Origin of the sequence: Streptomyces sp. NPDC057486 (genome assembly GCF_042802415.1) — a bacterium.
In the GTDB taxonomy this organism is placed as follows: Bacteria; Actinomycetota; Actinomycetes; order Streptomycetales; family Streptomycetaceae; genus Streptomyces; species Streptomyces yanii.
Window position 1 is genome coordinate 35210 of the sequence record NZ_JBHVEE010000017.1, and the last position, 25329, is coordinate 60538.

Below are 25329 nucleotides of genomic sequence, written 5' to 3' on the forward strand. Positions count from 1 at the left end.
TTTCCGCTGAACCCTGGCCGAGCACTGCCCGAACCGTGAGAGAAGGAGCGAGCATTCATGTCCGTACTTGTGACCGCAGCCCGAAGAGCCGCGGCGGCCCTGGCGGTGGGGGCGGTGGCGTTCACCTCCGCCCCCGCGAGCGCCGCGTCGCAGGACGCGACCTCGTCCGAGGCACGCACCCAGGTGACGATCGCCCCCATCGACCTGAACGGCCCTGCCATCTCGGAGGTGAAGGTCACCGTCACCAATGAGGGACCCGATCGCCTGCGCCGGCTCAAGGTCACCTTCAACGGCCCCGTCGGCTGGGCCGTGCAGCCCGCGGTACGCAGCGTCGACGGTTCGTACCAGCCGGGTGCTGCAGCCACGGCGGAGTTCCGGATCCAGGTGCCCGAACAGCGCGCGGGCTTCACCATGCGCACGTTCACGGCCAGCGCCACCTACGAGGGAGGCGACGGCCGGGGCACCGCCACGGGCACGCGGGTCGAGCGGTCCGGCCCTGTGCTGGACCGCCTCTCCGACGCGTACAACAACGTCGCCATCACCGACGAGAACAACACCAAGGCCGGTAACTACGACGGCGAGGGCAACAGCTTCTCCGCACAGAAGCTCGCCGCGGTCGGGCTGACGCCCGGAGCGTCCGTCACCGCCCTCGGCGCCCAGCTGACTTGGCCTGCCGCGACCCCCGGCACGAAGAACAACGTGTCGAGCACCGGACAGGGCGTGAAGGTCGCAGGCAAGGGCAGCAAACTGGTCTTCCTCGGCTCCGGCGTCGGCAACGGGGCCACCGGCACGGCGACGGTGATCTACGCCGACGGGTCGAGCACGACCGGGTCGATCGGCTTCCCCAACTGGTCGTTCCAGGACGCCACAGCGCACGGTGCGACGCTCGTGAAGTCGTCGGACGGCCGCAACCGTCCGGACGGGTACGGCAACGCGGGCATCGACTACCGGATCTTCGCCCACTCCATCGCACTGGACCCGGCCAAGCAGGTCGAACTCGTGGTGCTTCCGGCCAATGCCGGCATCCACCTCTTCGACATCGCTGTGGCTCCGTAACACCTCTCGGACACCACGGGCGCCGGCCGGCGGACGACACATCCTTCGCCGGCCGGCGCGGTTGATGAAACATCCCCGTGCCGATAAGGGGCACGCCGTGGATGGACCTGCCCGAGCACTTCGGCTCGTGGAAGGGCGCCCACAACCGGCTGCGGAAGTGGGCCGCCGACGGCACCTGGGAGAAGGTCTTCCCCGCTCTGCTCGCCCAGGCCGACGCCGAAGGCGACCTCGACTGGGTCGTCGCGGTCGACTCCACCATCGTCCGAGCCCACCAGCACGCCGCCGGGGCCCGTCAAAAGGGGCCCCGGTCGGCGAGCCGGACCATCATGCCCTCGGACGCTCCCGCGGCGGACTGACCACCAAGATCCACCTCGCCGCCGACAGCCGTTGCCGCCCTCTCGCCCTGGTCCTCACACCCGGCCAGGCCGGTGACGCACCCGCATTCACCCAGGTCATGGCCCGCCTGCGGGTGCCCCGGTGGACCGGCAGGCCCAGGACGACGCCAGAGATGGTCCTGGCCGACAAGACATCCCACGCTGATAAGCGTCAAGCCGCCGCTGAAGTTAGGTCAGGTGCTGGCTGTGGGAAAGCGGCTGCTTCGTCGTAGGTGTGGCCGTTCTGGAGGCAGTGGAACAGCATGCCCATGAAGCGATTGAAGAGATTCCGCTGTGCAGCGACGTGTCGGTCGCCCGCTGCTCGTCGGCGGTCGTAGTGGGATCTGGCGCCTGGTGACCTGGTCAGAGAGACGAAGGCCCAGACGTAGCCGACGGCGGCCAGTCGCTGGTTCTTGACCTTCCGACTCATGACCTTGCAGCTCTTGCCGCTGGCTCTGGTGACTGGAGCGCTTCCCGCGTATGCCTTCAAGGATCCGGCGTTGGCGAATCGGGCTCGGTCATCGCCGATCTCCGCCAGGGCGGCCTGGCCACCCGATACGACAAGACCGCCACCATCTACCTGGCCGGACTCCACGTCGCCGCCATCTTCATCTGGTCAGCGAGATGATTCCCAAGGGGCGTCCAGCGGCGATGCGCGGTCGCAGTGTCCTGCTCAGTCGTCGAACCACACGACGAGGCGCACGTTGTCGTCACCGTGCTGTTCGGCGAGTTCCTTCATGGCTTCCCAGACGGGTTGCCACTCGCCGGCTTCGGTGACGGCATCTCTGCGGCGGATGGTGACTGATCTGTAGAGCGTGTCCCCGACGAGCCACTCACTTCCTTCGGGCCACTCCCGCGCCTCGCCCGCTTTGAGACCGACAGCCTCGGCGAATGCGGGACTCCAGGAGGACTTGCCCGTCCTCCTGAGCCCGCTCGAAGTCTGGCGGTATTCGTGAAGCCGGCTGTCGGGCTTCTCTGCGGGCTCGTCCCAGTCGACGGCCTTCACCTCGGCCCACGTGATCCACGTGGTGCTGTGAAAGCCGTCTTCGCCGTACCACTCGGTCAGCTGGGCGAACCGCGCACTCACGGTGGCCGAGGCATCGGCGGGAAACCCCCTGCCTGCGGCCAAGGGACGAAAGTTCGCGTAGTTGCGGACCCCGAAGAGACAACCGAACGCGTCGTAGTTTCGGACATCGTTGAGGGAGCTGAGGTGGTGTGCGGAGTACCAGATCGGCTCCTGATCGTCTTGCGGCGCCCGATACTCGAGGAAGCCGCTTATGTCTGTACCCATGCCAGGCATTCTCCCGACGCCGTCAAATGATTTCGTCTGCACCGGATCGATGACCTGCGCATACCTGAGCTGCCTGGCCAGGAGGTTCTGTGGTGAGGGTCAGCGCCCAGACGTGGCCTTCCGGTCAAAGCACGGACCGCAGTTCTGACCGTAGTCCGGTGTACACGGATGTGACCGGTACCGACGGTAGGTGATCCGAAGGAAACGGCCTAGTGGTGTAGACCCTTGTGCCGTGGGGGTGGCGCTGCCAGGATCAGCCGAGCTGGAGACTCGTCCTGAGACATCTGAGACAGGAGTGTCCGTATGCCTTCTTTTCCCCTGCTGTCCCGCCGCCGCTTCCTCGGAGCCGCCGGCGCGATCGGGGCCGCTGCCGCCTTCGCGGGGCCCGGTGTCGCTCAGGCTGCAGGGAGTGACGTCAGACCCATCGGTTGGCAGAACCTGGGGACGTATCCGGGGGCGGACGCAGCCGGGAAGCGGGTGAAGGCGATCCTTGCCGGGAGTTCCCGCTACTTGATCGGGCCCTGGTACGCAGGGACGTACACGCGGTATCTCCCTGACGGATACATCGATCTCAAGGGCACCGATGAGCGGGCCGTCCGCCTGCCCGCCATGGCCGCCGTGGCGACCGCCACCGCGCTGATCACCCGCACCTACGACGAGCGGACGCTGTCCAGCGCCAACGCCACCATCCGGACCCGGAACCTGATCCGCACCCTCGCCGCCCGGCACCGGGCGAACAACACCGACACCGCGACCCGATGGGGCGGCGACTGGCAGACCGCACTGTGGGCGTACTACGCCGCGCTGGCCGGGTGGCTGCTGTGGGATGAACTCGACGCCACCGAGCGGGATCACCTGGCTGCCATGCTCGTCTGGGAAGCCGACCGGCTGACCACAGGAAACGACATCTACCTCGTCGGCACCAGCGGCTACCAGCTCTACATGACTCGCACCGACGGCACCGTCGTCTCTCCCGGCGACAGCAAGGCCGAAGAGGACAACTGGAGCGCGGCCGCGCTCTCCCTGGCCGCGGTGATGATGCCGGATCACCCCAACGCCGCCCGCTGGACGCGCCGCAACGTCGAGCTTCTGCTGGCCGCAGCGGCCTGCCCCGCGGACCTCACGAGCGACGAGACGATCAACGGCATCCAGCTGTCGAGCTGGCTGCAGGGCACGAACATCGCCGACGACGGCACCCTGCAGAACCACGCACGACTGCATCCGCTGTACATGGTGGCCTTCGACCAGAGCCTCTACCAGGGCTTCGTGTTCGGCCTGGCGAACCAGGCCGCACCGCGCGCCGCGCTGCACAACATCGACCGGACGTACGCGGCCCTGGTGGACAAGCCGTTCCCGCTCCCCGACGGGGGCACCAGCCCCATCTACCGCGCGAACTCGGCGGAGATCTACTACCCCGAGGGCAATGACTGGGGCACCCATTTCCCCTTCTACTTCGGCAATTTCGACCTGCTGGTCACTCTCACCGGCCAGGACACCGGTATCCACCCCGCCGCCGCCAAGTGGGAACGGCTGCACAACGAGAATCAGTTGGCCCTCATGTCTCGCTTCACGGACGGTCGCACGTACGGCGCCTCCGCGGAGAACACCTACTACGGCCGCGAGCATCGCATTGGCGCCATGGCCGGCCAGGCGTACCTCACCCTGTTCCTCGCCCGCAATACGACGGGCAACCGGCTGCGCTGGAGGTGACAGGAGAACGCCTGTGCCCGACCAGGTCGAGGAAGACCGCCTCGGACCCAGCGTCCCGATCCGCCTTCACTCGCATTGCCCGGTCCCCGCGCCCGGCTGCACCACCATCGTTCGCCGGCCTCAGCCAAGCCGTATCCTCTGGGAGCCACGGTGATGTTGGGGATTCCTGCCACGAACGGGCACCGGTACGCCAACGGTTGATGGGCTTCCCGGCGACCGCGCCGGCGTCCGGTGCGCGGCCGATCATGCGGGCGGCGAGTGCGGGCTTTGCGGCGAAGCCCACGCCATCGGGTATCCCGGCAGCCTGGCAGCGGGCCGTGTCCTGGGGCCGGGAGCGCGGGACATACAGAGTTCCCGGTCGATCGCGGCGTGTCCGCGCACGGGGAGCAGACGAGGTGGACGGCGACCCGGAGGCTGTTCACGATGGTGATCTTGATCCGGCGGATCTCCGAGCGGCGGTGACCGATGCCCCGGGTGTGTCCTTGGAGCGGAATGTGCACTGACCTACGCCTTCGGCGATGGGCGAGCAGGTCGGCAAAGAGCCGAGACACCGCCTTCCGGCCAGCCGCCACATCGAATCCTCCCTCCCCTGCTCGAACAACCCTGTCGAACGGCGCTGTCAGTGGCGCGCGGTAGCTTCGGGATTGTTCGAGATCACGGGGTGAGAGGGGTGAATTCGTGGGTGTCAGGCATGCGTTGAGCGTCGTCCTGGTCGACGTCAACGACGAGGTGGTGATGGCCTGGCGGTCCGCGTTCGCGGACACGCCGGAGGTCGAGATCAAGCGGGGTTCCCTTCTCGATGTGGACGCCGACGCCTGGGTCTCGCCCACCAACGAGCGTGGCCGGATGGACGGTGGGGTCGACGCCGTGGTCAAGCGGTACCTCGGTGCGGGCATCCAGGTGCGGGTGCAGCGGGCGATCCGCGACCGGTTCGGCGGACGGCTGCCGGTGGGCAGCGCGGTGTGCGTCCCGTCCGGGGCGGACGTACCCCGGTACCTGATCTCGACGCCCACCATGCGCCAGTCGTCGCAGAATGTCAGCGCCACGATGAACGTGGCCCTGGCCTGCGCGGCCGCCTTTCAGGCGGTGCATCTACAGAACCGGGCGAAGCCGGGCAGCATCCGGTCGGTGGCGCTCGTGGGGATGGGCGCGCAGACCGGGCAGGTGCCCGCGAAGGTGTGCGCCAACCTGATGTGGACGGGCTACACCCTCTTCCACGACCACGGTTTCGCGGACTACGACGAGTTGCGGTCCGCCGTACTGGCGCAGCTCGACGACATCGAGGGAGCGGGGTCCGCACGGCGGGTCCGGATCAACGTGCCACAGCGGCCTTCCTTTCGTCACTGACCCGAAGACCTCGCAGGCCGGTGCCGCCCAGGCCGCGGACACCGGCGACGACCCTGCCGCATCTGTTCAGCATGCCGGGGCGCCCGTGGAGGCGTCCGGTTCGAGTATCGGGAGTTCCACCCTCGTGAGTGATGTCGACGTGACGGCCGCGGGCGATGCCGGTTCCCCGGCCGGGGATCCGCTGGGACTGGCCGGCCTGTTCACCGGCGGCGGCGAGCCGTGGCTGCCGCTGCTCGGACCGGTGATCGAGGCGCAGCCGGGAGCCGCCGACTTCATCGGCCCGAAGCGCAGTCCGGAGGTCGTTCCGGTGCGCGAGCTGACGTTCCAGGCGTTGAAGCCGCATCCGCCGGAGAAGTGGAAGGTGGTCGTCTTCGGACAGAACCCCTATCCGCGGGCGGAGAGCGCGACCGGCATCGCGATGTTCGACAACACTTTTAACGACTGGAAGGACAGCCAGTTCGGCCGGGTCGTCAGCATCCGCTGCCTCATCAAGGCGGCCGCGATGTGGAAGTACGGCATCGTCAAGAAGACCCCGATCGCCGACGTCCGCGCCCTGCTGAAGAAGGAGGACACGGTTCAGCCGCCCGAGTGGTTCCAGGCGATGCTCACCCAGGGTGTGCTGCTGCTGAACGCGTCCCTCACGGCGAGCGCGGACGGGGCGATGGCGACCGATCGGCACACGTCGTTCTGGCGCCCCGTGGCCGAGCAGATCGTCGAGGAGATCCTCCGGGCGAAGCAGGAGGCGGTGGAGGAGGACGACCGGGGGGTGGTGTTCGCCTGGTGGGGCGCGCACGCCCGGAGTCTGAAGAGGGTCGTCCAGCGGCTGGAGAAGAAGTACCCGGGGGTGCAGGTCCGTCACCTGGACCACGCCAATCCGGCCGCGCAGGGGGACCTGTTCTGCGAGGGCGACCACTTCGCCCAGGTGAACGACGCCCTGGCGGTGGTGGGGGCCGAGCCGGTCGACTGGCTGCCGCGGAAGGGCTGGGACCAGGGGATGGGCGGGGCCGGCGGGCCGGAGGACGGTGGTGTCGCGCAGCGGATGGGGGAGTTCATCGCGTCCACGATGGAGTTGCACCAGCTGTATCTGGAGCGGCTCACCAGCGTCAAGGACGAGGGTCTCGTCCTGCCGCCCGTCACCGGGGTGTTCGACACGCCGCTGATGGACTTCCGGAAGGCCGTCGAGCCGGTCTCGCGGGTGCTCGCGCACCTGGATCGGCATATCGATCTGTCGAGTCGTTTCGGGGAGACGAAGGCCGCGGAGGCGGCGTCCGCGGGCGCGCTGTCCGGGGAGGCTGTGGGCGCCCTGTCGGCCGATGCGATCTCGGCCCTCTACCTGTACACGTGCGAGTCGGGCTTCTACCGCGAGATCAACGCCGTGCTGCGCTCGTCGGACCGCGAGCGCGTGGTGCCGTACCTGCCGTACCTGCGGTTGCTGTTCTCGGCGATGGAGGCGTTGCCGGCGCAGACGCGGCCGCTGTGGCGTGGTGTGGCGCTGGATCTGCGGTCCCAGTACCCGCTGGGGCGGACGGTGACGTGGTGGGGTGTGTCGTCGTGCACGTCCGAGCTGGGTGTGGCCCGCGCCTTCCTCGTCGGGCGTGGCCGGCGGACGCTGTTCGAGGTGACGCCCGCGCGGGCGGTGGGGATCCGGCGGTTCTCCGCGTTCACGGGTGAGGAGGAGTACATCCTCGCGCCGGGGACGCAGCTGAAGGTGACGGAGGTGAAGGCCGAGCGTGGGGGTCTGTGCACCGTGCGGCTGACCGAGCTGGAGGGGGCCGGCCTGGTGTCGTGACGTCCCCGGGCCGGGCATACGAGCGCCCCGTGGCGGGCCTGAGCTGTGCCGTGGACGCGATCGGCATCTGCGGACCGGGCCCAGAGTCCAGCACCAGGGCTCCGGCAGCTGCTCCGTCCAACTCCGCGAGGTACGGGGTGTTCTGGCTCATGTATCGCTCGACCCGCGTCACGACCTCTGAGGAGTCGTAGAAGGCGTGGCACCAGCCGGCGGAGGCTGGTGCGACGCGTGGTGGTCGAACGGCGGAGGCGTTGTCGTCTACGGTGCGCCGGGCTCTCCGGTCACGGCAGGCACCTGGAGCACAGTGAGCTCGGCCACGCTGGTGAACGGGCCGTCGTTCGTGGCGGACAGAGCGCGGAATCGGATGTGCTGGGCGGCGGTCGGGGTGAAGGTCACCTGCTTCTCGGTCTGGTCGTCGGCGAAGCTGCCGGTGGCAACCGTGCGCCAGGTCCGTCCGTCGTCGCTCACGCTGAACTCGTACTCACGTATCCGCCCGTTGGTGCCGCCGTCCTGCCGCGGGAGGTAGCGGAACCCGGCGAGGCGGTGGCGGGCGCCGGTGTCGACGGTGATCTCGTGGGGCGGTGCGGCGGGGGTGGGGGAGTAGGCCGTGTGCCAGTGGGTGTACGGGTTGTCATCCAGAGCGTTGGCCGCGGCGCCCGGCTCCGCATCGGTCTCCTCGCTGTCCACGGACGTCACCCGCATCCGGGACTTGGGCAGGGCGACCGGTTCGGTCGGCGAGGGGCCACCGATGATGTCGGCACGCGAGAAGAACTCCCACACCGTCGCGGAACGCGGGCCGCCCCAAGTGCGTTCCGCCAGGATCTGGAGCGGCCGCTGGGCGAAGAAGTCGAACCATTCGGGGTTCTGCTCCTCGGCCATGTCGGACCAGCGGGCGACCTTGTAGCCGTTGACGTTGTCAGGCGTCGGGAACGCGTAGTCCTCGTACACGGCGCGCACGTCGACGTACCCGTAGGCACCGGGCTTTCGGCCGAAGCCGGGGGACACGTACAGGCGTTGCTCCGGCGTCGCGACGACGCGGTAGCCCTCGTCGGCGAGAGCGGAGGGATCGTCGCTGACCCAGGTGTCGATCACGATGTTCTTGTCGGGCGCGATGCTGCTCTTCTGTCCGTAGACGTTCCACCACTCCCATGCCTCGGTTGTCTTCCCGTGGCTGCGGACCTGTCGGTTGAGTGTGTTGAGGAAGTCCACGAACACGTCGCCGGGGTGGGCGAAGCCGCGCTCCTTTTGGTAGGCGACCAGTTCGGGGCAGGCGTTCTTGGCGTTGTCGTAGCCGATCTCGTCGCCGCCGACGTGGAAGTACCGGCTGTCGAACATCGGGATGATCTCTTCGAGCAGGTCGTGGACGAAGCGGCGGGTGTGCTCCTTGGTGATGTCGAGGGTCCAGCCGCCTTTCTCACCGCCCGGCCACTGGGCCTTGTCCATCGACTCGCAGGAGAACCGGAGCGACGGATCGTAGGCGGTGATCGGAGTGGCGTGTCCCGGCAGGTCGACCTCCGGGATGATCTCGACGTGGTAGCGGCGGGCGTAGTCCTGCAGTTCGCGTAGGTCGGCCGCCGAGTAGGCCTCCGCTGCGGCGAGACCCGGGAACTTCTGGGTCTGGATGCGAAAGCCTCGCCAGTCGGTGAGATGCAGATGGAAGGTGTTGAGCTTCTGCCAGGCCATCAGCCGTATCTGCGACTTGAGGTAGCTCACCGGGTAGAACTTGCGTCCCACGTCGAGCATCTGCGCGCGCTGGCCCATGCGCGGCCAGTCCCGGGCTGTGCCCTTGGGGATACGGGCGCGGCCGGGGTCGGCCTTGAGGATCTGTTGCACGGTCTGTGTGCCGTGGAAGACGCCGGTCGGTGTGGGGGCCTCGATCGTCAAGGCGGACGCGGACGTCAGGCGGTATCCCTCCGTGCCGAGCCCGCTGTCGTCTGTGCGCGTGGTGAGGACCACGTCGTTCGCGCGCGGAGATCCTGTGGCCACGGGGATCGCATGACCCGACAGGGCGGACAGGTCGGTTGCGAACGTCTGTGCTGTCTCGCTGAGTTGGCCGGACTCCGCACGTGAGACGACGATGCGGCTGTTCCGGGTCAGCTGCCAGTGGCCGTGGTTGCCGCGCCACTCCTGAAGGCTGGGTACTACAGCGGGGGCGGGATTGGCCGCTGCGGGCCGGGGGGCGGCCGCCGCGGATGCGGAGTGTGCGGTCAGCGGCAGGAGCAGGGCTCCTACGGCCAGCGCGGTCACGGTGAGTGTCGTGCGGCGCTGACGCCGCATGGTGCGCGCCCGGCCCTTCATCGCAGGTCCACGCGGTCGCCGGTGATCGTGGCGGTGGTCCGGGCGCCGTCGGGGGCGAGGCCGGTCACGGTGAGCTCGGGAACGAAGGAGCCTCGCTCGACATCGGCGTCGGTGACGGTGACCTTGGCCGTGCGGCAGATGTAGGACTGTCCGGCGGCAAGGCTGGAGTAGTGGCAGCTGGGCAGATTGCTCATGTTGCCGGAGACGGTGACGTCGGTGAGCGTGGTGTTGCCGGCGTTCGTCACCCGGGTCCAGTACGTCATCACGTCACCGACGACCCCCGGGTCACCTGCCGCTGTGTAGTGGTCGAGTACGGGCAGCGCGGACAGCGACGGTCGGGCCGGGGCCGACGGGTTGGCCGTGACGTCGAGTGATTCCGTTCCGGAGGACCGGCCGCTCGCCGTGCGATAGACGGCCGTCACCGGGGAATGGCCGGTCGCGGTGACGGGCGGCGTGACCCGTACGGTGACCTTGGCGCTGCTGCCGGGGGCGATGCGCGGTACGGCGGCGTCGCCGTCGGTGGTCCAACCCGTCGGGAGGCCGAGATCAAGTGTGCCGGGCGCGGAGGTCCGCTGCGTCTGGTTGGTGACGGAGACGGTGAGATCGGCGCTCGTCCCGGCGGCCAGATGCTCAGGGACCTGGATCGTCACGGGAGCGCAGACACCGCCGAGCCACGCACGATCGAATCCCGCATAGGTCATGGTGCGGTATCCCGCCCGCTCGTAGAGCATGCCGATGCGGCCGCGGGACAGGGGCGTGAGGGTGGAGTACCCGGCAGCGCCGGGTTCCAGGACGCGCTTGATGGGCCAGGTCCGGCCGTCGTCGCAGGACATCTTCACGGTGAGATTGCGCCGGATGCCGTCGTCCTCAGTGTTGCTGAAGACCAGCCACTTCGACCGCGGATCGGAGGCGGGTGCGTCGGGCGCGTAGCGCATGACGGCGCCGTTGTTGCCAGGGTCGGTCAGTTGGGTGTCCTGGCGGAGCCCGTCGTAGGTGACGCCGCCGTCGTGGGAGAGGGCGATCTTGCGGTAGGGCGCGGAGCGGGTGTTGAGCATGATGGTGCCGTCGGAGAGCTCGACGGTCTTGTTCTCGTCGGTGCCGGGCCCGACGAGCTCGCCCATGTGCCAGGTCTCGCCGCGGTCGTCGCTGTAGGCGCTGGCTGCGTAGTTGCCGCCGTTGTGGCGGACCACGTACTGCTGGATGAGACGCCCGGCGTGCTTTCCGTGCCGCAGCTGGATGCCCTCGCCGGAGGAGGCGAACATGCCGCCCCAGCCCGGGGTCTTGATCTGCGAGGTGATCCGGCGATGCTGCCAGGTGCGCCCGTTGTCGTCGGAGTAGCTGTAGTCCGCCTGGAGCACGTTCGGGTCGTCGTGGTCGGTGCCGATGCCCGAACCGGCGAAGCCCTGGTTGACGGAGGACGCGTAGAAGAGGAAGACGCGGCCTGTCTGCCGGTCCACGAGCAGGCTCGGGTCGCCGTATCCCTTGGGTGCGGCGTCCTGACGGACGGTCTGCTGTGGTTGCCAGGTGCGGCCGCCGTCCGTGCTGCGTCTGATCACGACCGCGATGTTGCTGGGTACGTCGGCCATGTCCGGCCGTCCGTCGTAGGCGGCGATGAGTGTGCGGTCCACGGTCGTGGTGAGAGCTGGGATCCGGTACTGGGGGAATCCCCCTATGCCTCGATCGGCAAGATCCTGCCGTACCAGGCGGTTGTCGTGGCCGGGGGGTCCGTCGGCGTGCGCGGGGACGGTGGTCAGGCCGGCTGCCAGCAGGGCCATAGCGAGAAGTCCGGTGGATCGACGTGGCATCAGCGCAATCACTCCCTAGCCGGGTGTTGGGTGCGAGGAGCACCGAACACCAGACCTCAGACGTCAGATGTCCCGGGAACCTAGTGAGGTGTAGACCACGCGTCAAGACGTGGCGCATGTCGACGTTGCCGTCGAACGGCGCGCCTGCGCAGCGTGCAACAAGGGGCTGAAGCTCGCGTGGGGGTCGAGGCCGGTCAGGCGCCTTGCCGCGCCAGTGCTTTGACCGACGCAGCCAGACCAGGCCGGTGAATCCATGCGCGGGTGGTGGGGACGCGGTGCACCCCACCACCCGCGGCGCTCACGAGCCGGAGCGAGGACCCCGGTGCCGGCTCGGGAGGGGAGTCGGCACCGGGATCGGACGCTCAGGAGTTCACGCGGTAGCCGTCGACAGTGATGTTCGTGACGGTCGCCCCCAACGGATCAGCGAAGTAGTCGGGGTCGGCCAGCGCGATCGTGATCGGCGTGATTTGCTGCGATCGGTACCGAAGGCCGTCCACCGCTCCGGCAGTCAGCTGCGCTCCAGTGGCCACCACGGACGTCTCACCGAGGGTGATCCGGTACTTTGTGTCCGCCTTGAACGTGCCGGCCACGGTGACCCTGGCCTCGTTCCAACCGCTGTTGCCGTCCTGGCCGGCCAGCCACCCGGTCACGGAGGACGCATCGCGGCCGCCGTTGATGGGTGAGAGCCGGCTGGTCAGAGAACCGGCGGCGATCGTGAAGTGCCGGTCCGCGCTGACGGCGGTACCGGTCGGCCGCACGAGCGGCGCACCGTCCGTGTGCACCTTGATGACCGGCAGATCGGCATCGGTCGGCTGAGCCGGCAGCGTGATCACCAGATCGTTGCCGTCCATCCGGTACGGCAGTCGGTCAGCCGTGCCGTCCACCGTGACGTCGAGGATGGTGCTGGCCATACCGGGCAGCCTGATGTCGCCACCGCCGTTCGGCCAGTTGCTCACGCCGAGGTAGACCGCGTTGCCCTTGATCGTGCTGTCGCCCCAGGACATCCGGCCGTAGAGCGTCGGCCGGGCACCCTCGACGGCGTTGGGGTGGCGTGCATTCCAGGCGCCGATTCCGGTCATCACACCGGCCTGGAAGTCGTCGATGGCACCGTTGCCCTGCGGTCCGACGTTCAACAGGTAGTTGCCGCCGCCCGATGTCACGGTGAACAGGGACCTGACCTGCTGGGTGGTCTTGGACGCCTTGGAGGCGTCGGAGCGATCGGCGCTCGGCCAGGTGCAGTAGCCCCAGCACTTCGGGAAGATCGAGTAGGCAGACTGCCACGGCGCCTGCAGCTGCTTGGTCGGCACCGAGTTGTCGCCGCCGACCTCGAAGTCGCCCTTGTTGTTCCAGACCCGGGAGTTGACCATGGTCTGTGGCTGCAACTGGTGCACCGTCGCCGCCATCTCCGCGCTCTGTGCGGCGGTCGGCTTGCCCATGTCGAACCACAGTTCGTCGAGCTGCCCGTACTTCGTCAGCAACTCGGTCAGCTGCGACTTGATGTACGGCATCATCGAGTCGGGAATCGGGTTGAGGTTCTGGTACGGCTCGGGAGTCTGCAACGTCCAGTCGATGATGGAGAAGTACAGACCGAAGCCCATGCCCTGAGCGCGACAGGCGGTGCTCAGCTCCTTGATCGGATCACGGCCGAACGGTGTCTGAGCGACGACGTTGTAGTCGGTGGTCGCGGTGTCCCACATGGCGAAGCCGTCGTGGTGCTTCGACGTGAGCACCAAGTACTTGGCACCCGCTGCCTTGGCGGTGGCGCACCACTGGGCAGCGTCGAACTTGTCGGCGGTGAACTGGTGCGCGCCGGCCAGGTAGTCGGAGGTCGGGATGTTCATCCACGCCTTGATCTGCTCCGGGTAGCCGATGGTCTGCTGCACCCCGTTGTAGTAGCCACCGTAGGAGGAGAACATGCCCCAGTGCACGAACATGCCGAACTGGAGCTTCTCCCAGTTCGCGATGTTCGTGTCGGTGCTCAGCGGGATCGCTGCGGGGTAGGCATCGATGGGCTTGGGGGCTGGATCGGCCTGGGCCGGGCTGCCGGCGGCCAGAGCACAACCGGCCACGAGGGCGGCTGTCGCCAACGCCGCCTTCAAACTTCTGGTCAATCGGTTGACTTGGGAGTGCATCGTCACTGTCCTTCCGCTGCTTCAGCAGCCGTGTGCGAGTGGGATCTCCTGGCATCCGACTGAACACTCAAACATCGGTTCTATGGATCTTGAGGCTGCCTAATGAAGCCTGTCAAGGGTGCTTGCGGCGAGAGAGGGTTGAAATCATCGGAGGTATGCCATTGACAGGTCGCATTGAACGAGGCGAGCCCCGGCGTCCGGGCCACCAGCCGCCTCGGAAGATCGAGCCGATACCGGGGGAGAGGAAAGCCGGGTCGGCCGCCATGACCGGACCGGCGGGATGATCGGCGCGCTCTCGCATCAGAACCGCGGAGCCGCGGTCGACGCGACCCTCAGCGGCACCGAGAAGATCACGGAAAGGGCTCGGTGAACATCCCCCTCGATGTCGTCGCGCAGGCGTCCGTGACGCGGGATGCCCGTTGACCTGAGCTTGTTCTGCTTTGACGGACACCCTTGGTGTGGGGGACCGGGCTGCCGGTGCGGTCTCGTAATCGGCGGGGACGAGGGGCTTTCGAACAGTTCCTCACAAGCCACCGCGCGACCGGTCCTTACGACTGTCAAGCACCTGCGACACGTCACCGGCGGAGGGATCGCGGCGGGAATCGGCCCATGGTTCATGACGCGCACAGCATGGCCGCCGCCCTGAAAAGTGCCGAGTCCGCGTTTGGAGGGGCCGAACTGCCCGGTGACGTACAAGCCATGGCTCACCATCAGGATGTCGGACATCTGCGCCTGTTGCCCCGCGTGGGTCCCGACACGGGGGAGGAGCTGCGCGATGTCAGTACCAGGATCGCCGAGGTCGTCGGTTGCAACTTGCGGCACGGTACCGCTCTGTCCACGCCCCTTGAGACCTGCTTGGGTAACCGCTGTTCAGCTGCCGATACCGCGCACGAGCTGCATGTCCGCCGCAACACGCTGCGACAGAGGCCGGCGCGGATCGAGGTCGCCGCGTGCCGGGGTGGCCGTTCGGGGAGCAGCGGGCAACTTCACGACAGATGTCTAGTGGACTAGACCACCTGGAGGTAGTGTGGCGCGCGTCCTGGACGAGGTCCTGCCGAAGGGCCCTGCGGTCCGACACCGGCGCCCGCTGAAGCCGGCCGGCCGAACGCCCTGACAGCGGGGGCGATTTCGTGCAGTAGCTCTTCATCGAAAATGGTCTAGATCAACTGGAGGAGTTTCATGAGAAGGCGCATACCGCCCTTCGTCGTGATCGCCATGGCAAGCTGTGTGACCCTCGGGGTGCTCACGTCCGGAGCCGGCGCGCAGGCCGCGGAACCCACGAAGGCGCGGGGTGCGGCCCCGGCGGGCCCCCGCCCCTTGCCGCTCGTTTCCCCGACTCCGCAGTCCATGTCCCGTTCGGGCGACGATGCGACCGTCACCGGACGGGTCCTCGTGGTCGCGGACGCACGCACGGACGCGGTTGCCCGCGACCGCCTCGTCCGCGAGCTCAAGCAGCACGGCGCCGCGCGTGTCGACAGCGTTTCCCCCGACAGCGTCCCGCAGGCATCCGACGGGCTGCTCACCGTCAGACTGGGATCCGCCGATCGTCCCGACATCGCGAAGGGGCTGGGCGACACCCCTGTCCCCGGCCACGCCGAGGGATATGCCCTGCGGGTCGTAGGGCGGCAGTCGCATCCGGAGATCGCCCTCGGGGGCACCGACGCCGCGGGCCAGTTCTACGCCGTGCAGACCCTGCGCCAACTCTTCCAGCACGGCGATGGCCACTGGAAGGTGGCGGGCGCTCAAGTCAGCGACTTCCCGTCGATGCCACTGCGTGGCACCATCGAGGGCTTCTACGGACCGCCGTGGACGGCGGCCGAGCGTCTGGACCACATGGACTTCCTCGGTGAGATGAAGTCCAACACCTACGTCTACGCGCCGAAGGACGACCCGTACCACCGGGACAAGTGGCGCGAGCCCTACCCGCCGGCGAAGCTCGCCGAACTGCGCGAACTGATCGACCGAGCACGGGCCGACCACGTACGCTTCACCTTCGCTGTCTCACCCGGTGCCTCGATCTGCTACTCCGACCCCGCCGACACCAAGGCGCTCACCGACAAGATGCGGGCGCTGTTCGACGCGGGCGTGCAGTCCTTCTCGATCCCGCTGGACGACATCAGCTACACACGCTGGAACTGCTCCGGCGACGGGGAGAAGTTCGGCGCTCCGGGCCGCGGCGCGGCGGCCCGCGCCCAGGTGAGCCTGCTGAACACGGTGCAGCGCGACTTCATCGCCTCGCACCCCGGCGCCAACCCGCTGCAGATGGTCCCCACGGAGTACGGCGACCTGACCGACACCGCGTACAAGCAGACGATCCGTGACACGCTCGACCCCGCGGTGCAGGTGATGTGGACCGGGACGGACGTGGTGCCGCGGGAGATCACGAACGCGCAGGCGTCCAAGGCCGCCGAACTCTTCGGCCGCAAGGTTTTCGTGTGGGACAACTACCCGGTCAACGACTTCGGCCGGACCGCGGGCCGACTGCTGCTGGCGCCCTATGACAAGCGTGAGCCCGGTCTGTCGGACCATCTCAGCGGTATTGTCTCCAACCCGATGAACCAGGAGGCCGCCAGCAAGCTCGCGGTCTTCACGATGTCGGACTTCTCGTGGAACGACCGGGGCTATGACCGGGCCCGCTCCGGACGCCAGGCCGCCCTCCACCTCGCGGCGGGGGACCAGCGCACGGCCGACGCGGTGCAGGTGTTCGTCGACCTCAACCACGCCGCCCCGACCTTCGGCTCCGAGCTGTGGCAGCCCCAGGCGCCGGTGTTCGGCACGGAGTTGGAGCGGTTCTGGCATGAGTACGGAACCGATGCGCGGGCCGCGATCAGCGGATTCCGCCCGTCCGTGCGCGCGGTGACGCTGGCGCCGGCCGCCATCCGGGAGGGCGTGCCGGACAAGCTGTTCCTTTCCGACGCCTCCCGCTGGCTGGACGCCACGCAGCTGTGGGGACAAGCGATGGAGCACGGCCTGAACGCCCTCGCCGCGATCGATGCGGGGAACGCGGCCGAGGCGGCCAAGGAGCGCAAGTCCATGGATTCCCTCGCCGCCGCTGCCTCGCAGGTCACGGTTGACCCGGCGGAGCACCACCAGGTCGGCCCGGTGAAGATCGGCGATCCCTTCATCGAGGACTTCGTCACGCGCGTGGAGAATCTCCACGACGAGTCGATGGGACTGCCTCCCCTGAGTGAACTCGCCCGTGGGAAGACGGCGACTCAGATCTCCGACTACGACTGGGGAGGGACGTTCCCCTTCAGCGCCGACAAGGCTGTCGACGGTGACCGCTTCAACTTCTCCACCACCGGCGGCCGCGAAGCGCAGCCGTGGTGGCAAGTCGACCTCGGAACGAGCGCCGATCTCGAGAAGATCAAGATCTACAACCGGACGGACTGCTGCGCGGACCGGACGAAGGACTACTACGTCCTGGTCTCCGACCGGCCCTTCTCCGGAACGCTCTCGGACCAGCTCGGCACGCCCGGCGTCTGGAGCCACCACGAGACCGGCCAGGCCGCAGGCCCCACCACCATCGAGACCAACGCCCGGGGCCGTTACGTTCGGGTGTGGCTCGCGTCCAAGACCCCGGTGGAACTCAACATGGCCGAGGTCGAGGTCCTCGGCCGGGTGAAGTAGGGCTGACACCACCGTCCCACGTACCGTCCGGACCGTACGCGGCCGCCCCTGAGCAGGGCGGCCGCGCGCCGGACCTGAGGTCGGGTGACCGCTCCGCCGGGCGCGAGCAGGGGACAGGCCGCGCCTCGCGTGCCCGTGCCCCGCAACCTGAAGGACCTGGGCCCGTACTTCGCCCTCGGGTACGAGGAGGTCGACGAGGCCGCGTACCGGGCGAGCCTGCCCGACCCGACTGAACCGCCCTCGCCGACTTCCGACACCGCTCCGAGGGGGATGCCGTCAGGAACCGACCCGCTCGTAGCGGAGCGAGGTGTAGCCAAAGCCGTCGGAGTAGACCTGTGCAATGCTGGCGGCCCCGAGGGCGTCGACCCGTCGAGCCTGCAGTCGGATCGTTGTCGGCCTGCTGACACTGATCAGCTCGCTGATCGGTGCGGTCTGGTTGCCGCCGGCCGTGGCCTCGCCCGCGTTCAGGTTGATGACCTGGTACACGAACCGCTCGCTCTGCGACACCTCGGCGCCGGAGTTGACGTTCCACAGCCGCGCGGTGATGGACGTGTTGAGGGGCGGAGCGCCTGCGAGGCGTCCGCGGACGTTTGCGTCGAGTTCGTATGTGCCAGGCCTGGGGAGGGTGACCTCGAGCGGGGTGTCAGTCCAGACTCCGTTCGGCAGGTTGACAACCGTATTCAGCGTTGCGATCCCTGCACTGTTCGATGCGGGTGCGATGGGTGCCGTACTCGCGTTGCTCGGCGCAGTGAACGCGGTCGTGGTGCCGATGAGCAGCGTTGCGGCGATGGCGGCGAGGCCGGTGCGCAGGACCGATTTCATGGTTCCTCCCGGACGAGGGCGATTCTGGATATGCCTCCGATAAGGTACGGAACCTGACGCAATCTGAATGTATTGAACATGCGGGTTGAATGGGTGACAGCGGCTGCGACGATCGTTGGAATCCGCCCGGTGTGGCCATCGGGGGTCCTATTCCACTCACACGGACGGAAAGGGGCGCTTCGGGCGAAGTTGTGATGCTCTCAACGGGCGAGCCGGATACCGCGCGGGCGCCACGGCTCGCGGGCGATGGCGCCTTTCTCCTCGCACTGCCGCAGTTGGTAGTGGACGGCGGAGACGCTGCTGAGCCCTATGTACTGGCCGATCTCGCGGACGGTAGGGGCCTCGCCGGTGTCGGTGATGCACTCCCGTGAGGCCGCGTGCCGGAGTCTGCGGCCCCGGCCGCCGCGCCGGAGGACGGTAGCGAGGGCCGCAGTGCGCGCCCTCAAGGCCACGGGACAGGCGCATGCCCCTGGTTAGAGGCGACAAGCGAAGAGGGCCGCAAGTGCGGCCCTCTTCCATGTTGCTTTGAAGGACAGGATCACGGGTGGGTGGGGTGGCATGTGACCACGGGAGGGGGTGGTTCAGCAATCGCTGGTCGGCTCGTTACTCGTACCGGTACTTCAGCGAATCCGCTTCCGCCTGCTCGATGTCAGCGATCGTCAGCTCCGGCATCCGCAGCTGGGCCAGCGTCACCTCGGCCGAGGCCGGCTGGGCGTCCGCCGACAGCCACTGCTCCGGCTTCCAGGCCCCGCTGCGCAGCAGCGACTTGGGGCAGTGCGGGTAGACCTCCTCGATCCCCAGCACCAGCGCACTGGCCGGCGGCTTGCCCACGGCGGTCAGCTGCGACAGCAGCTCCGGGCGGGTGGAGACGCAGGCCCGGCCGTTCACTCTGAGCGTCGTGGTGCGCCCCGGGATGACGAACAGCAGCCCGGCCCGTCCGGTGGCGATGACGTTCTGCAGGGTGTCCAGACGCTTGTTGCCGGTGGCGTCCGGTATCGCCACCGTCCGTGCGTCCAGGACGGCGACGAACCCGGCGGGGCCGCCGCGTGGGGAGACGTCACAATTACCCTCGGCGTCTGCGCTGGAGACCAGGACCAGTGATGAGCAGCCGATCAGCCGCTGGGTCTGTTCGGTGAGTTCGGTCATCTGCTTGCGAACGGCCGCGTCGCTGGGGAGTTCGTAGGCCCGGCGCAGCGTCTCCTTGTCGGGCACGGCGTCGAGGCGGAGCGAGTCGAAGGCGCTGCCGGCGAGGGGTGTCGTCATGCCTCCGACCCTAATGGGCCGACCTGCGATTGATTTTGGTCGGTGAGTGTGGGGACATGGAGACGGCCTCGCGAGTTGTCGGGCGTGTGAAGATCAAACAGGCCCGCGCGGCCATGTCTCATCCTGCTTTCTGCAGACTGTCGCGCCAACATCTGGGCGAGTTGGTCGCGGAACTCGCCCTGCGCTGGGTGGCGCGCTGTGAGTCCGGGCGTCATGGGCGACGTGAGGGCGACCGTCGGCGGGAGGCGGGGGCCGGGCCGAAGTACGAACTGGTCTTCACCGACCGGCTCCTGGTGACACCGGTCCATCTGCGGACTGGGCTCACCCATGAGGCGTTGGGCGTGCTCTACGAGGTGGGGTCTTCCACGATCGGCCGGGCGATCCGGGAAGTCCGCCCGCTGCTGGCGGACCGTGGGTTCGCCGTTCCCGATCGGCTCGGCATCCGGCTGCGGACCCTGGAGGATGTGTTCGCCTAATTAAATAGGGGTACCGCGACGTACTATGCGCTTCGCTCCTGAGCGATCCACGCTCTTCACAGTCTCGTGGGGGGACTTCACGTGAGAAAACGATCCCTGGCACTCGCCTGCGCCTTTGTGGCGGCAGGCGTCCTGCTGGGCCCGGTGCCGGCCGCGCACGCCGCGGTGGCACCCGTGCTGTACGGCGTGGGCAGTGACGGCACGCCGGCCTCCGGCCTGGTCTCGGTGTACGCCTCGTCCGACAGCGCCATCACCTCCATCACGGCGCACCTGTACGCGCCGGACTCCGCCGCTGGCGACCCGGAGGTCGCCGAGGTCAGCGACTTCACCCGCGCCTCGGGCACCGACCAGCAGGGCTCATGGCGGACCAGCACCCCGCTGCGCCTCGCCGACCTCGGCGTCTACCGCGTCATGGTCGACCTGACCGACGCCGACGGGGACATCACCACGGCCCCGGGCACCTACGAGTACGAACTCGAGGCGAATCTGACCGACCTTCAGGCCACACCGCAGAACCCTGACTACGAGCACCAGGACGTCACCGTCACGGGCGGCTTCACGGTCACCGACCCGCGCACCGGCGAGACGACACCGGCAGCGGGCAAGCAGGTGGACCTCGAGATTTCCAACGAGGCTGACAAGACGACCACGACCCGCGCCGACGGCCGTTTCACCGCCACCTACACCGTGGACGATCCGTCCATCGCCGACGTCAACGCCTGGCTGCGGCTGGACGAGCCCTGGTACCAGTCCAGGGCCAACCAGAGCGTCGAGGTCAGGGCCGTGCAGTCGCAGACGCGCATGACCCTGGACGCCACCGACGTGTACGTGAAGGCCGGTCAGCCGGCCACGGTCTCCGGCACAGCCGAGGTGTACGTCGGCGGGGCGTGGAAGCCACTGGCCGGAGCCGTCGTCGACGAGGTGTGGGACGACGGCAACGGAGGACCCCGCGTCGCCTCTCGGCCCGTCACGGGCGCCGACGGCCGCTTCACCGGAAACCTGACCGTACCGAGGTCGGGACGGGTCGAGGTGCAGGTGCGCACCGGGACGTACCTGAGGTACAGCGGCTTCCGGACAGTCCACGTGTACGTCGCGAACAAGACGTCCATCACCGGCTTCACGGCGACCTTGAACAAATACTCCGAACTGACCGCCAAGGGCGTGCTGAACACCGGAAAGCAGATGCCCTCGGCCCCGGTCAACAAGGTCGAACTCCAGTACTCGGCCGACGGCAGGACCGGCTGGCAGACCGTGAAGACGGTCACGCCGGGCCGCGGCGACCCCGAAACCGGCGCACCGTTCAAGGGCACGTTCGACGCGCCCTACAAGGGCTACTACCGGGCGCACTTCAAGGGCAGCCGCGACTTCCAGGAGTCGTACAGCGCGGTCGTGTACGCCAAGCGCACCCCGACCCGGATTACCGACGGCAATGCCTCGCCCGAGCCGGTCCACAAGGGCCGCACAATCACCTACAAGGGCAAGCTCCAGCAGTACACCTCGGGCGCCTGGAAGGCCTACGCCGCCCAGAAGGTGAAGATCCTCTTCCGCCCCAAGGGGTCCAGCACCTGGTACGACATGGGCAACACCTACACCCGCTCCGACGGCACTTTCAGCAAGGGCTTCACGGCCTCGAAGGACGGCACGTGGGTCGCGGTTCTCCTGTACCCGAACAGCACCCACCTGGTGAGCTCGGGGCGCGAGGACTACGTCGACGTCATCTGAGCACGAGCACATACGGAAGGCCGCCCCGGACAAAGCCGGGGCGGACTTCGTCACACGTACTTCGGAGAGAGCCTGGTGCCCGAGGTGCGCGACGAGTCGCTCGGCACGCTGCTCGCCCGGGCGCTGGAGCGGCTGGGCGAGCCGCTGACGGTGGCGGACCTGGCGGCCCGCGCGGCGGTCTCGCCCGCGACCCTGCACCGCCGGTTCCGCGCACAACTGGGCACGACCCCGCTGGAGTGGCTCACCGGCCAACTTGGTTTCCCCGGCGTCAGGGGCCGCCGGGCGGACCGGAGGCAGCGTGGGCACCATCCGGGGTGCGGCTGTCTGCTGCCGATGGCGCTGTGCCGGCCTTATGGGCCGAGCTGACGCACAACCGGCGCCGCCCACCCCCAGGCCTTCAAGGCCGTTCGCCGACATGGGCATTCATGTACGCCCCATTGACCTTTCCTTGACCCTCGGGTCAGCATCATCGGGAACGCCCCCCACTTCAGTGCCACCCGTAACGTTGTGAGGAGCCAGCCCCATGCGCACCTACCGCAGCACGCGGAACACCCGTCCGCGAGCGCTACGCACAGCCGTTGCCACCGTCGCGGCCTCAGCCGCCCTCGGCACGGTACTGGTCACTTCACCGGCCGCCGCCACCGTCACGGCCGCCGAGAGCGATCCCGGCAACTGCAAGACCTCCGACGATCCGTCCTGGTCCGGCTGGACCGACCACAATCAACTCGGCGCCACACTGCGGCAGATCGAGAAGACCAGCAAGGGCCGGGTGCAGGTCGAGGTCGCCGGGCGCACCACCCAGGGCCGCGAACTGTGGGCCGCGCGAGTGGGTACCGGCCCCCGCGTCCTGATGGTGACCAGCGCCATTCACGGCAACGAGCGCACGGGCACGGAGGCCCTCATAGGCATGCTCAAGGAGTTGGGTTCGAACTCTGGTCCGAAGACCGCCGAACTCCTCAGCAAAGTCACCCTGGTTGCCATGCCGATGGTGAACCCGGACGGCGGCGAGCTCAACCGCCGTATCAACGTACGTTCCTGGGACCAGACCGTCGCCCAGTTCCCCCAGCTGGCCGGGGCACCGCGCGCCTGGTACCACAGCCTCAGCGGCGACGGCATCAACCAGCCCGGCTATGACCTCAACCGGGACTTCAACCCGGATCTGAACTACGTCCCGAAGGCCTCCGACCTCCCCGGCAAGCAGATCGACGCCGGCTTCTTCCTCTCCCCCGAGTCGCGCGCGATCCGTGACACGTATGTGAAGATGCGCAACGAGAAGGGATCTGTCGACGCGTTCATCGATCTGCACCACATGGGTCCCTGTGAGCGCATCACGGGCGGCCCGCAGGACGGCAAGCTGATCACGGTCTCGCTGGACTACCCGCCGCTCGGCGTTAACGACGGGGCCAAGTACAAGAAGCAGTGGCCGAAGCTGGACCAGGACAAGTCCCGCCGCTATGCGCTCACGGTGGCCAATGGCATCGCCGACGCATACGGCGAGCAGTCGAGGCTTGCCGCGACCGGCCGCTATCTGCACCCTGACGCACGCGAATACGCCGGCCAGGGCCGGTCCGCTTTCGCCCTCAACGGAACCGGCACGGTCCTCTTCGAAGTCCGCGGGCAGCAGGACGACTTGGGACAGCGGCAGCGCGGCATGTTCGTCCAGTCCGTACGTACCGGAGTGGAGTCCCTGATGACGGGCCTGGCCACGGGCAGCGCCGACCGGGTCGACGGGGACGACTTCTTCAAGCTGCCGGACTACGGGTGGGAGACCACGGCGGACTGACCTCGGCGGAACGGGTCCCGTGCGCAGGCACGTGACCCACGGCAGCGATGCGGCCCGCGGCAGGTTCCCAACCTGCCGCGGTTACCGCGTCCGGTCGGGTAGCCGGAGCCCCTTACTGATTTCCGGCCCCCTCACCGAACAGCCCCCGGTCCTGGACGAGGTCGCCGTGCGGACAAGTCCCTCGCCCGGCTGGAGGAGTCGGTCGCGCAGATCCGCTGGGGAGCGGCGGCAAGCATCGCACCCCGGTGACGGGCGACCACCTACCGAGAGCGGCCGGTCGCCGAACACGGTCTGGGCGGGCTCGCGCCGGTACACGGGGGTGCCGGCGGGTGTCAGGAGTCTTCGTCGTCGCGGAGTGTGAGGTCGAGCAGGCCGGGGAAACGGGCGTCGAACTCTTCCCGTCGTAGCCGGTTGAGTCGCTTGGGTCCTTCGTCGCGCTGTTCGACCAGCCCGGCGGCGCGCAGGACCGAGAAGTGGTGGCTCTTGGCCGCCCGGCCGACGGGCACGTCGAAGTTGCTGCAGCTCAGAGACCAGTCGGGATGGTCGGCCAGGGTGCGGACCAGCTGGATGCGGACCGGGTCTGCGAGCGCGGTCAGCGCGGTCAGCAGCGGGACGTCGTCGGGGTGCGTGAAAACGGGTGCCGGGCGGTGGCTCCTGCCCGGGGTCCTGTCCGTCATTGCTCGCCCTCCTGGCATTGCCCTTTGCAGAGTGTTCGATGAACATCGTACAGTGCGAGTGTTTGCTTCCCGTCGAACACTCTCGGAGAGGTGGTTCTGCGCATGCGTGCGGTCGAATTCCAGGAGTACGGCGGCCCCGACGTGCTGCGAGTCGTCGAGGCCGAGGTCCCCGAGCCCGGCGCCGGGCAGGCGGCCATCGACGTCGCGTGGGCGGGCGTCAACTTCGCCGACCTCAAGGCGCGTGCCGAGGGGTACAGGGTCACCTCGCTGCCCCACCGCCCTGGCCTGGAGGTATCCGGGCGCATCCGGGCCGTCGGCGAGGGCGTGACGGGGCTCCGCGTGGGGCAGGAGGTCGCCGGGCTTGTGCAGGGCGGCGGATATGCCGACGTGGTCGTTGCCGAGGCGGCGGCCGTGTTCGCGCTGCCCGGCGGTGTGGACCTGCGTACCGCGGCGACCGTGCCGACGGTGCTGCCGACCGCTCACGCCCTGGTGCACGAGGTGGGTCGGCTGCGGGCCGGGGAGAGCATCCTCGTGCAGGGCGCTGCCGGCGGCATCGGCACGGCGGCCGGGCAACTGGCCCGCGCGGCGGGCGCCGGCGCCGTGTACGGGGTGACCTCCAGCAAGGCCAAGGCGGAGTACGCCCGCGCGCAGGGATACGACGACGTGTTCCTGGCCGACACCTTCGACCAGGACGTACGCCGCGCCACCGGAGGCAGAGGCGTCGATGTGGTTCTCGACCCGGTCGGCGGAGAAACGCTGCGCCGCGGACTGGATGCGCTGGCCGTCTTCGGGCGCCTCGTCTCCTTCGGGAACGCGAGCGGCGCCGAGCCGTGGCAAGCCGGACAGGTCGACCTTGCTGCCCGCGGCCTGTCCGTCAGCGGCTTCTCCGTTTTGGCCCTCGCCGGCACGGCACCGCAGGCGTTGCGCGAGCTGACCGGCCGCGCGCTGCGCACCGTCGCCGAGGGGACTGTGTCCCTGCCCGTCACAGCGGAATTCGCGCTGCAGGACGCGGCCGAGGCCCACCGCCTCATGGGCGGCCGCACCTCCACCGGCAAGCTCCTGCTGCGCATCGCCTAGTAGGGCTTTGTTAGGTGGTGTCGTAGGGCTGCCATGGGGTGGGTTGTCGGCAGGTGGGGCAGGTGCCGGTCCAGGTG

General features: G+C 68.4%; 18 protein-coding genes and 4 pseudogenes. 12 read left to right on the top strand and 10 right to left on the bottom strand.

Features of this window, described 5'->3' with window-relative positions:
- Window positions 1-57: 57 nt before the first annotated feature.
- Complete coding sequence (locus tag ACFU6I_RS11140) at window positions 58-1056, top strand: NEW3 domain-containing protein (RefSeq protein WP_384363934.1); 999 nt, start codon at window positions 58-60, stop codon at window positions 1054-1056.
- A gap of 89 nt (window positions 1057-1145) precedes the next feature.
- A pseudogene (locus ACFU6I_RS11145) lies at window positions 1146-1582 on the top strand (IS5 family transposase); the annotation flags it as partial.
- A 20-nt stretch (window positions 1583-1602) separates the two neighbouring features.
- Here ACFU6I_RS11145 and ACFU6I_RS11150 read toward each other — a convergent pair.
- Window positions 1603-1998, bottom strand: a pseudogene (locus tag ACFU6I_RS11150) (transposase); the annotation flags it as partial.
- A gap of 105 nt (window positions 1999-2103) precedes the next feature.
- Window positions 2104-2763, bottom strand: a complete 660-nt coding sequence (locus ACFU6I_RS11155; RefSeq protein ID WP_384363936.1) for a hypothetical protein — start codon at window positions 2761-2763, stop codon at window positions 2104-2106.
- A 261-nt stretch (window positions 2764-3024) separates the two neighbouring features.
- Here ACFU6I_RS11155 and ACFU6I_RS11160 point away from each other — a divergent pair, with 261 nt between their 5' ends.
- The 3 genes from ACFU6I_RS11160 to ACFU6I_RS11170 all read left to right on the top strand — a co-directional run bounded on the left by ACFU6I_RS11160 (window position 3025) and on the right by ACFU6I_RS11170 (window position 7567).
- Window positions 3025-4431 (top strand): twin-arginine translocation signal domain-containing protein, encoded by a 1407-nt coding sequence (locus tag ACFU6I_RS11160; protein ID WP_384363938.1) that lies wholly within the window; start codon window positions 3025-3027, stop codon window positions 4429-4431.
- A gap of 678 nt (window positions 4432-5109) precedes the next feature.
- Window positions 5110-5778, top strand: coding sequence for a macro domain-containing protein (locus ACFU6I_RS11165; RefSeq protein ID WP_384363940.1), 669 nt, complete (start codon window positions 5110-5112; stop codon window positions 5776-5778).
- Window positions 5779-5902: 124 nt separating this feature from the next.
- The gene (locus ACFU6I_RS11170) at window positions 5903-7567 is read left to right on the top strand and encodes an ADP-ribosyltransferase domain-containing protein (protein WP_384363942.1); all 1665 of its coding nucleotides are present in this window, start codon (window positions 5903-5905) and stop codon (window positions 7565-7567) included.
- A gap of 43 nt (window positions 7568-7610) precedes the next feature.
- Here ACFU6I_RS11170 and ACFU6I_RS11175 read toward each other — a convergent pair.
- The 4 genes and pseudogenes from ACFU6I_RS11175 to ACFU6I_RS11190 form a co-directional block, all read right to left on the bottom strand.
- A pseudogene (locus ACFU6I_RS11175) lies at window positions 7611-7739 on the bottom strand (GNAT family N-acetyltransferase); the annotation flags it as partial.
- A gap of 86 nt (window positions 7740-7825) precedes the next feature.
- A complete protein-coding gene (locus ACFU6I_RS11180; protein ID WP_384363944.1) occupies window positions 7826-9865 on the bottom strand; it encodes a family 20 glycosylhydrolase in 2040 nt (679 codons plus the stop codon).
- The gene (locus tag ACFU6I_RS11185; RefSeq protein ID WP_384363946.1) at window positions 9862-11670 is read right to left on the bottom strand and encodes an exo-alpha-sialidase; all 1809 of its coding nucleotides are present in this window, start codon (window positions 11668-11670) and stop codon (window positions 9862-9864) included. The genes ACFU6I_RS11180 and ACFU6I_RS11185 overlap by 4 nt, the downstream gene beginning before the upstream one ends.
- 362 nt (window positions 11671-12032) lie before the next feature.
- Entirely contained in the window at window positions 12033-13802 is a 1770-nt protein-coding gene (locus tag ACFU6I_RS11190; protein WP_384363948.1) for an alpha-L-fucosidase, read from the bottom strand.
- Window positions 13803-14501: 699 nt separating this feature from the next.
- On the opposite strand from ACFU6I_RS11190, the gene ACFU6I_RS11195 reads away from it, so the two are divergent.
- A complete protein-coding gene (locus ACFU6I_RS11195; RefSeq protein ID WP_384364054.1) occupies window positions 14502-14813 on the top strand; it encodes a helix-turn-helix domain-containing protein in 312 nt (103 codons plus the stop codon).
- A 168-nt stretch (window positions 14814-14981) separates the two neighbouring features.
- Entirely contained in the window at window positions 14982-17432 is a 2451-nt protein-coding gene (locus tag ACFU6I_RS11200; protein WP_384363950.1) for a beta-N-acetylglucosaminidase domain-containing protein, read from the top strand.
- 276 nt (window positions 17433-17708) lie between these two features.
- Here ACFU6I_RS11200 and ACFU6I_RS11205 read toward each other — a convergent pair whose 3' ends face one another.
- The 3 genes from ACFU6I_RS11205 to ACFU6I_RS11215 all read right to left on the bottom strand — a co-directional run bounded on the left by ACFU6I_RS11205 (window position 17709) and on the right by ACFU6I_RS11215 (window position 19517).
- A complete protein-coding gene (locus ACFU6I_RS11205) occupies window positions 17709-18254 on the bottom strand; it encodes a hypothetical protein (protein WP_384363952.1) in 546 nt (181 codons plus the stop codon).
- 200 nt (window positions 18255-18454) lie between these two features.
- Window positions 18455-18700, bottom strand: a complete 246-nt coding sequence (locus tag ACFU6I_RS11210) for a hypothetical protein (RefSeq protein WP_384363954.1) — start codon at window positions 18698-18700, stop codon at window positions 18455-18457.
- A 157-nt stretch (window positions 18701-18857) separates the two neighbouring features.
- Window positions 18858-19517, bottom strand: coding sequence for an MSMEG_1061 family FMN-dependent PPOX-type flavoprotein (locus ACFU6I_RS11215; RefSeq protein WP_384363956.1), 660 nt, complete (start codon window positions 19515-19517; stop codon window positions 18858-18860).
- Window positions 19518-19630: 113 nt separating this feature from the next.
- Between ACFU6I_RS11215 and ACFU6I_RS11220 the strand changes: the two genes are divergently transcribed.
- The 4 genes and pseudogenes from ACFU6I_RS11220 to ACFU6I_RS11235 all read left to right on the top strand — a co-directional run bounded on the left by ACFU6I_RS11220 (window position 19631) and on the right by ACFU6I_RS11235 (window position 23498).
- Window positions 19631-19993 (top strand): transposase family protein, encoded by a 363-nt coding sequence (locus ACFU6I_RS11220; RefSeq protein ID WP_384363958.1) that lies wholly within the window; start codon window positions 19631-19633, stop codon window positions 19991-19993.
- 81 nt (window positions 19994-20074) lie between these two features.
- Window positions 20075-21715, top strand: coding sequence for a hypothetical protein (locus ACFU6I_RS11225; protein ID WP_384363960.1), 1641 nt, complete (start codon window positions 20075-20077; stop codon window positions 21713-21715).
- Between the two features lie 66 nt (window positions 21716-21781).
- Window positions 21782-21967, top strand: a pseudogene (locus tag ACFU6I_RS11230) (AraC family transcriptional regulator); the annotation flags it as partial.
- A gap of 271 nt (window positions 21968-22238) precedes the next feature.
- The gene (locus ACFU6I_RS11235) at window positions 22239-23498 is read left to right on the top strand and encodes a M14 family zinc carboxypeptidase (RefSeq protein WP_384363962.1); all 1260 of its coding nucleotides are present in this window, start codon (window positions 22239-22241) and stop codon (window positions 23496-23498) included.
- Between the two features lie 332 nt (window positions 23499-23830).
- On the opposite strand, the gene ACFU6I_RS11240 is transcribed toward ACFU6I_RS11235, so the two are convergent.
- Complete coding sequence (locus ACFU6I_RS11240) at window positions 23831-24175, bottom strand: ArsR/SmtB family transcription factor (RefSeq protein WP_384363964.1); 345 nt, start codon at window positions 24173-24175, stop codon at window positions 23831-23833.
- Between the two features lie 102 nt (window positions 24176-24277).
- Here ACFU6I_RS11240 and ACFU6I_RS11245 point away from each other — a divergent pair, with 102 nt between their 5' ends.
- Complete coding sequence (locus tag ACFU6I_RS11245) at window positions 24278-25252, top strand: zinc-binding alcohol dehydrogenase family protein (protein WP_384363966.1); 975 nt, start codon at window positions 24278-24280, stop codon at window positions 25250-25252.
- Window positions 25253-25329: the final 77 nt, after the last annotated feature.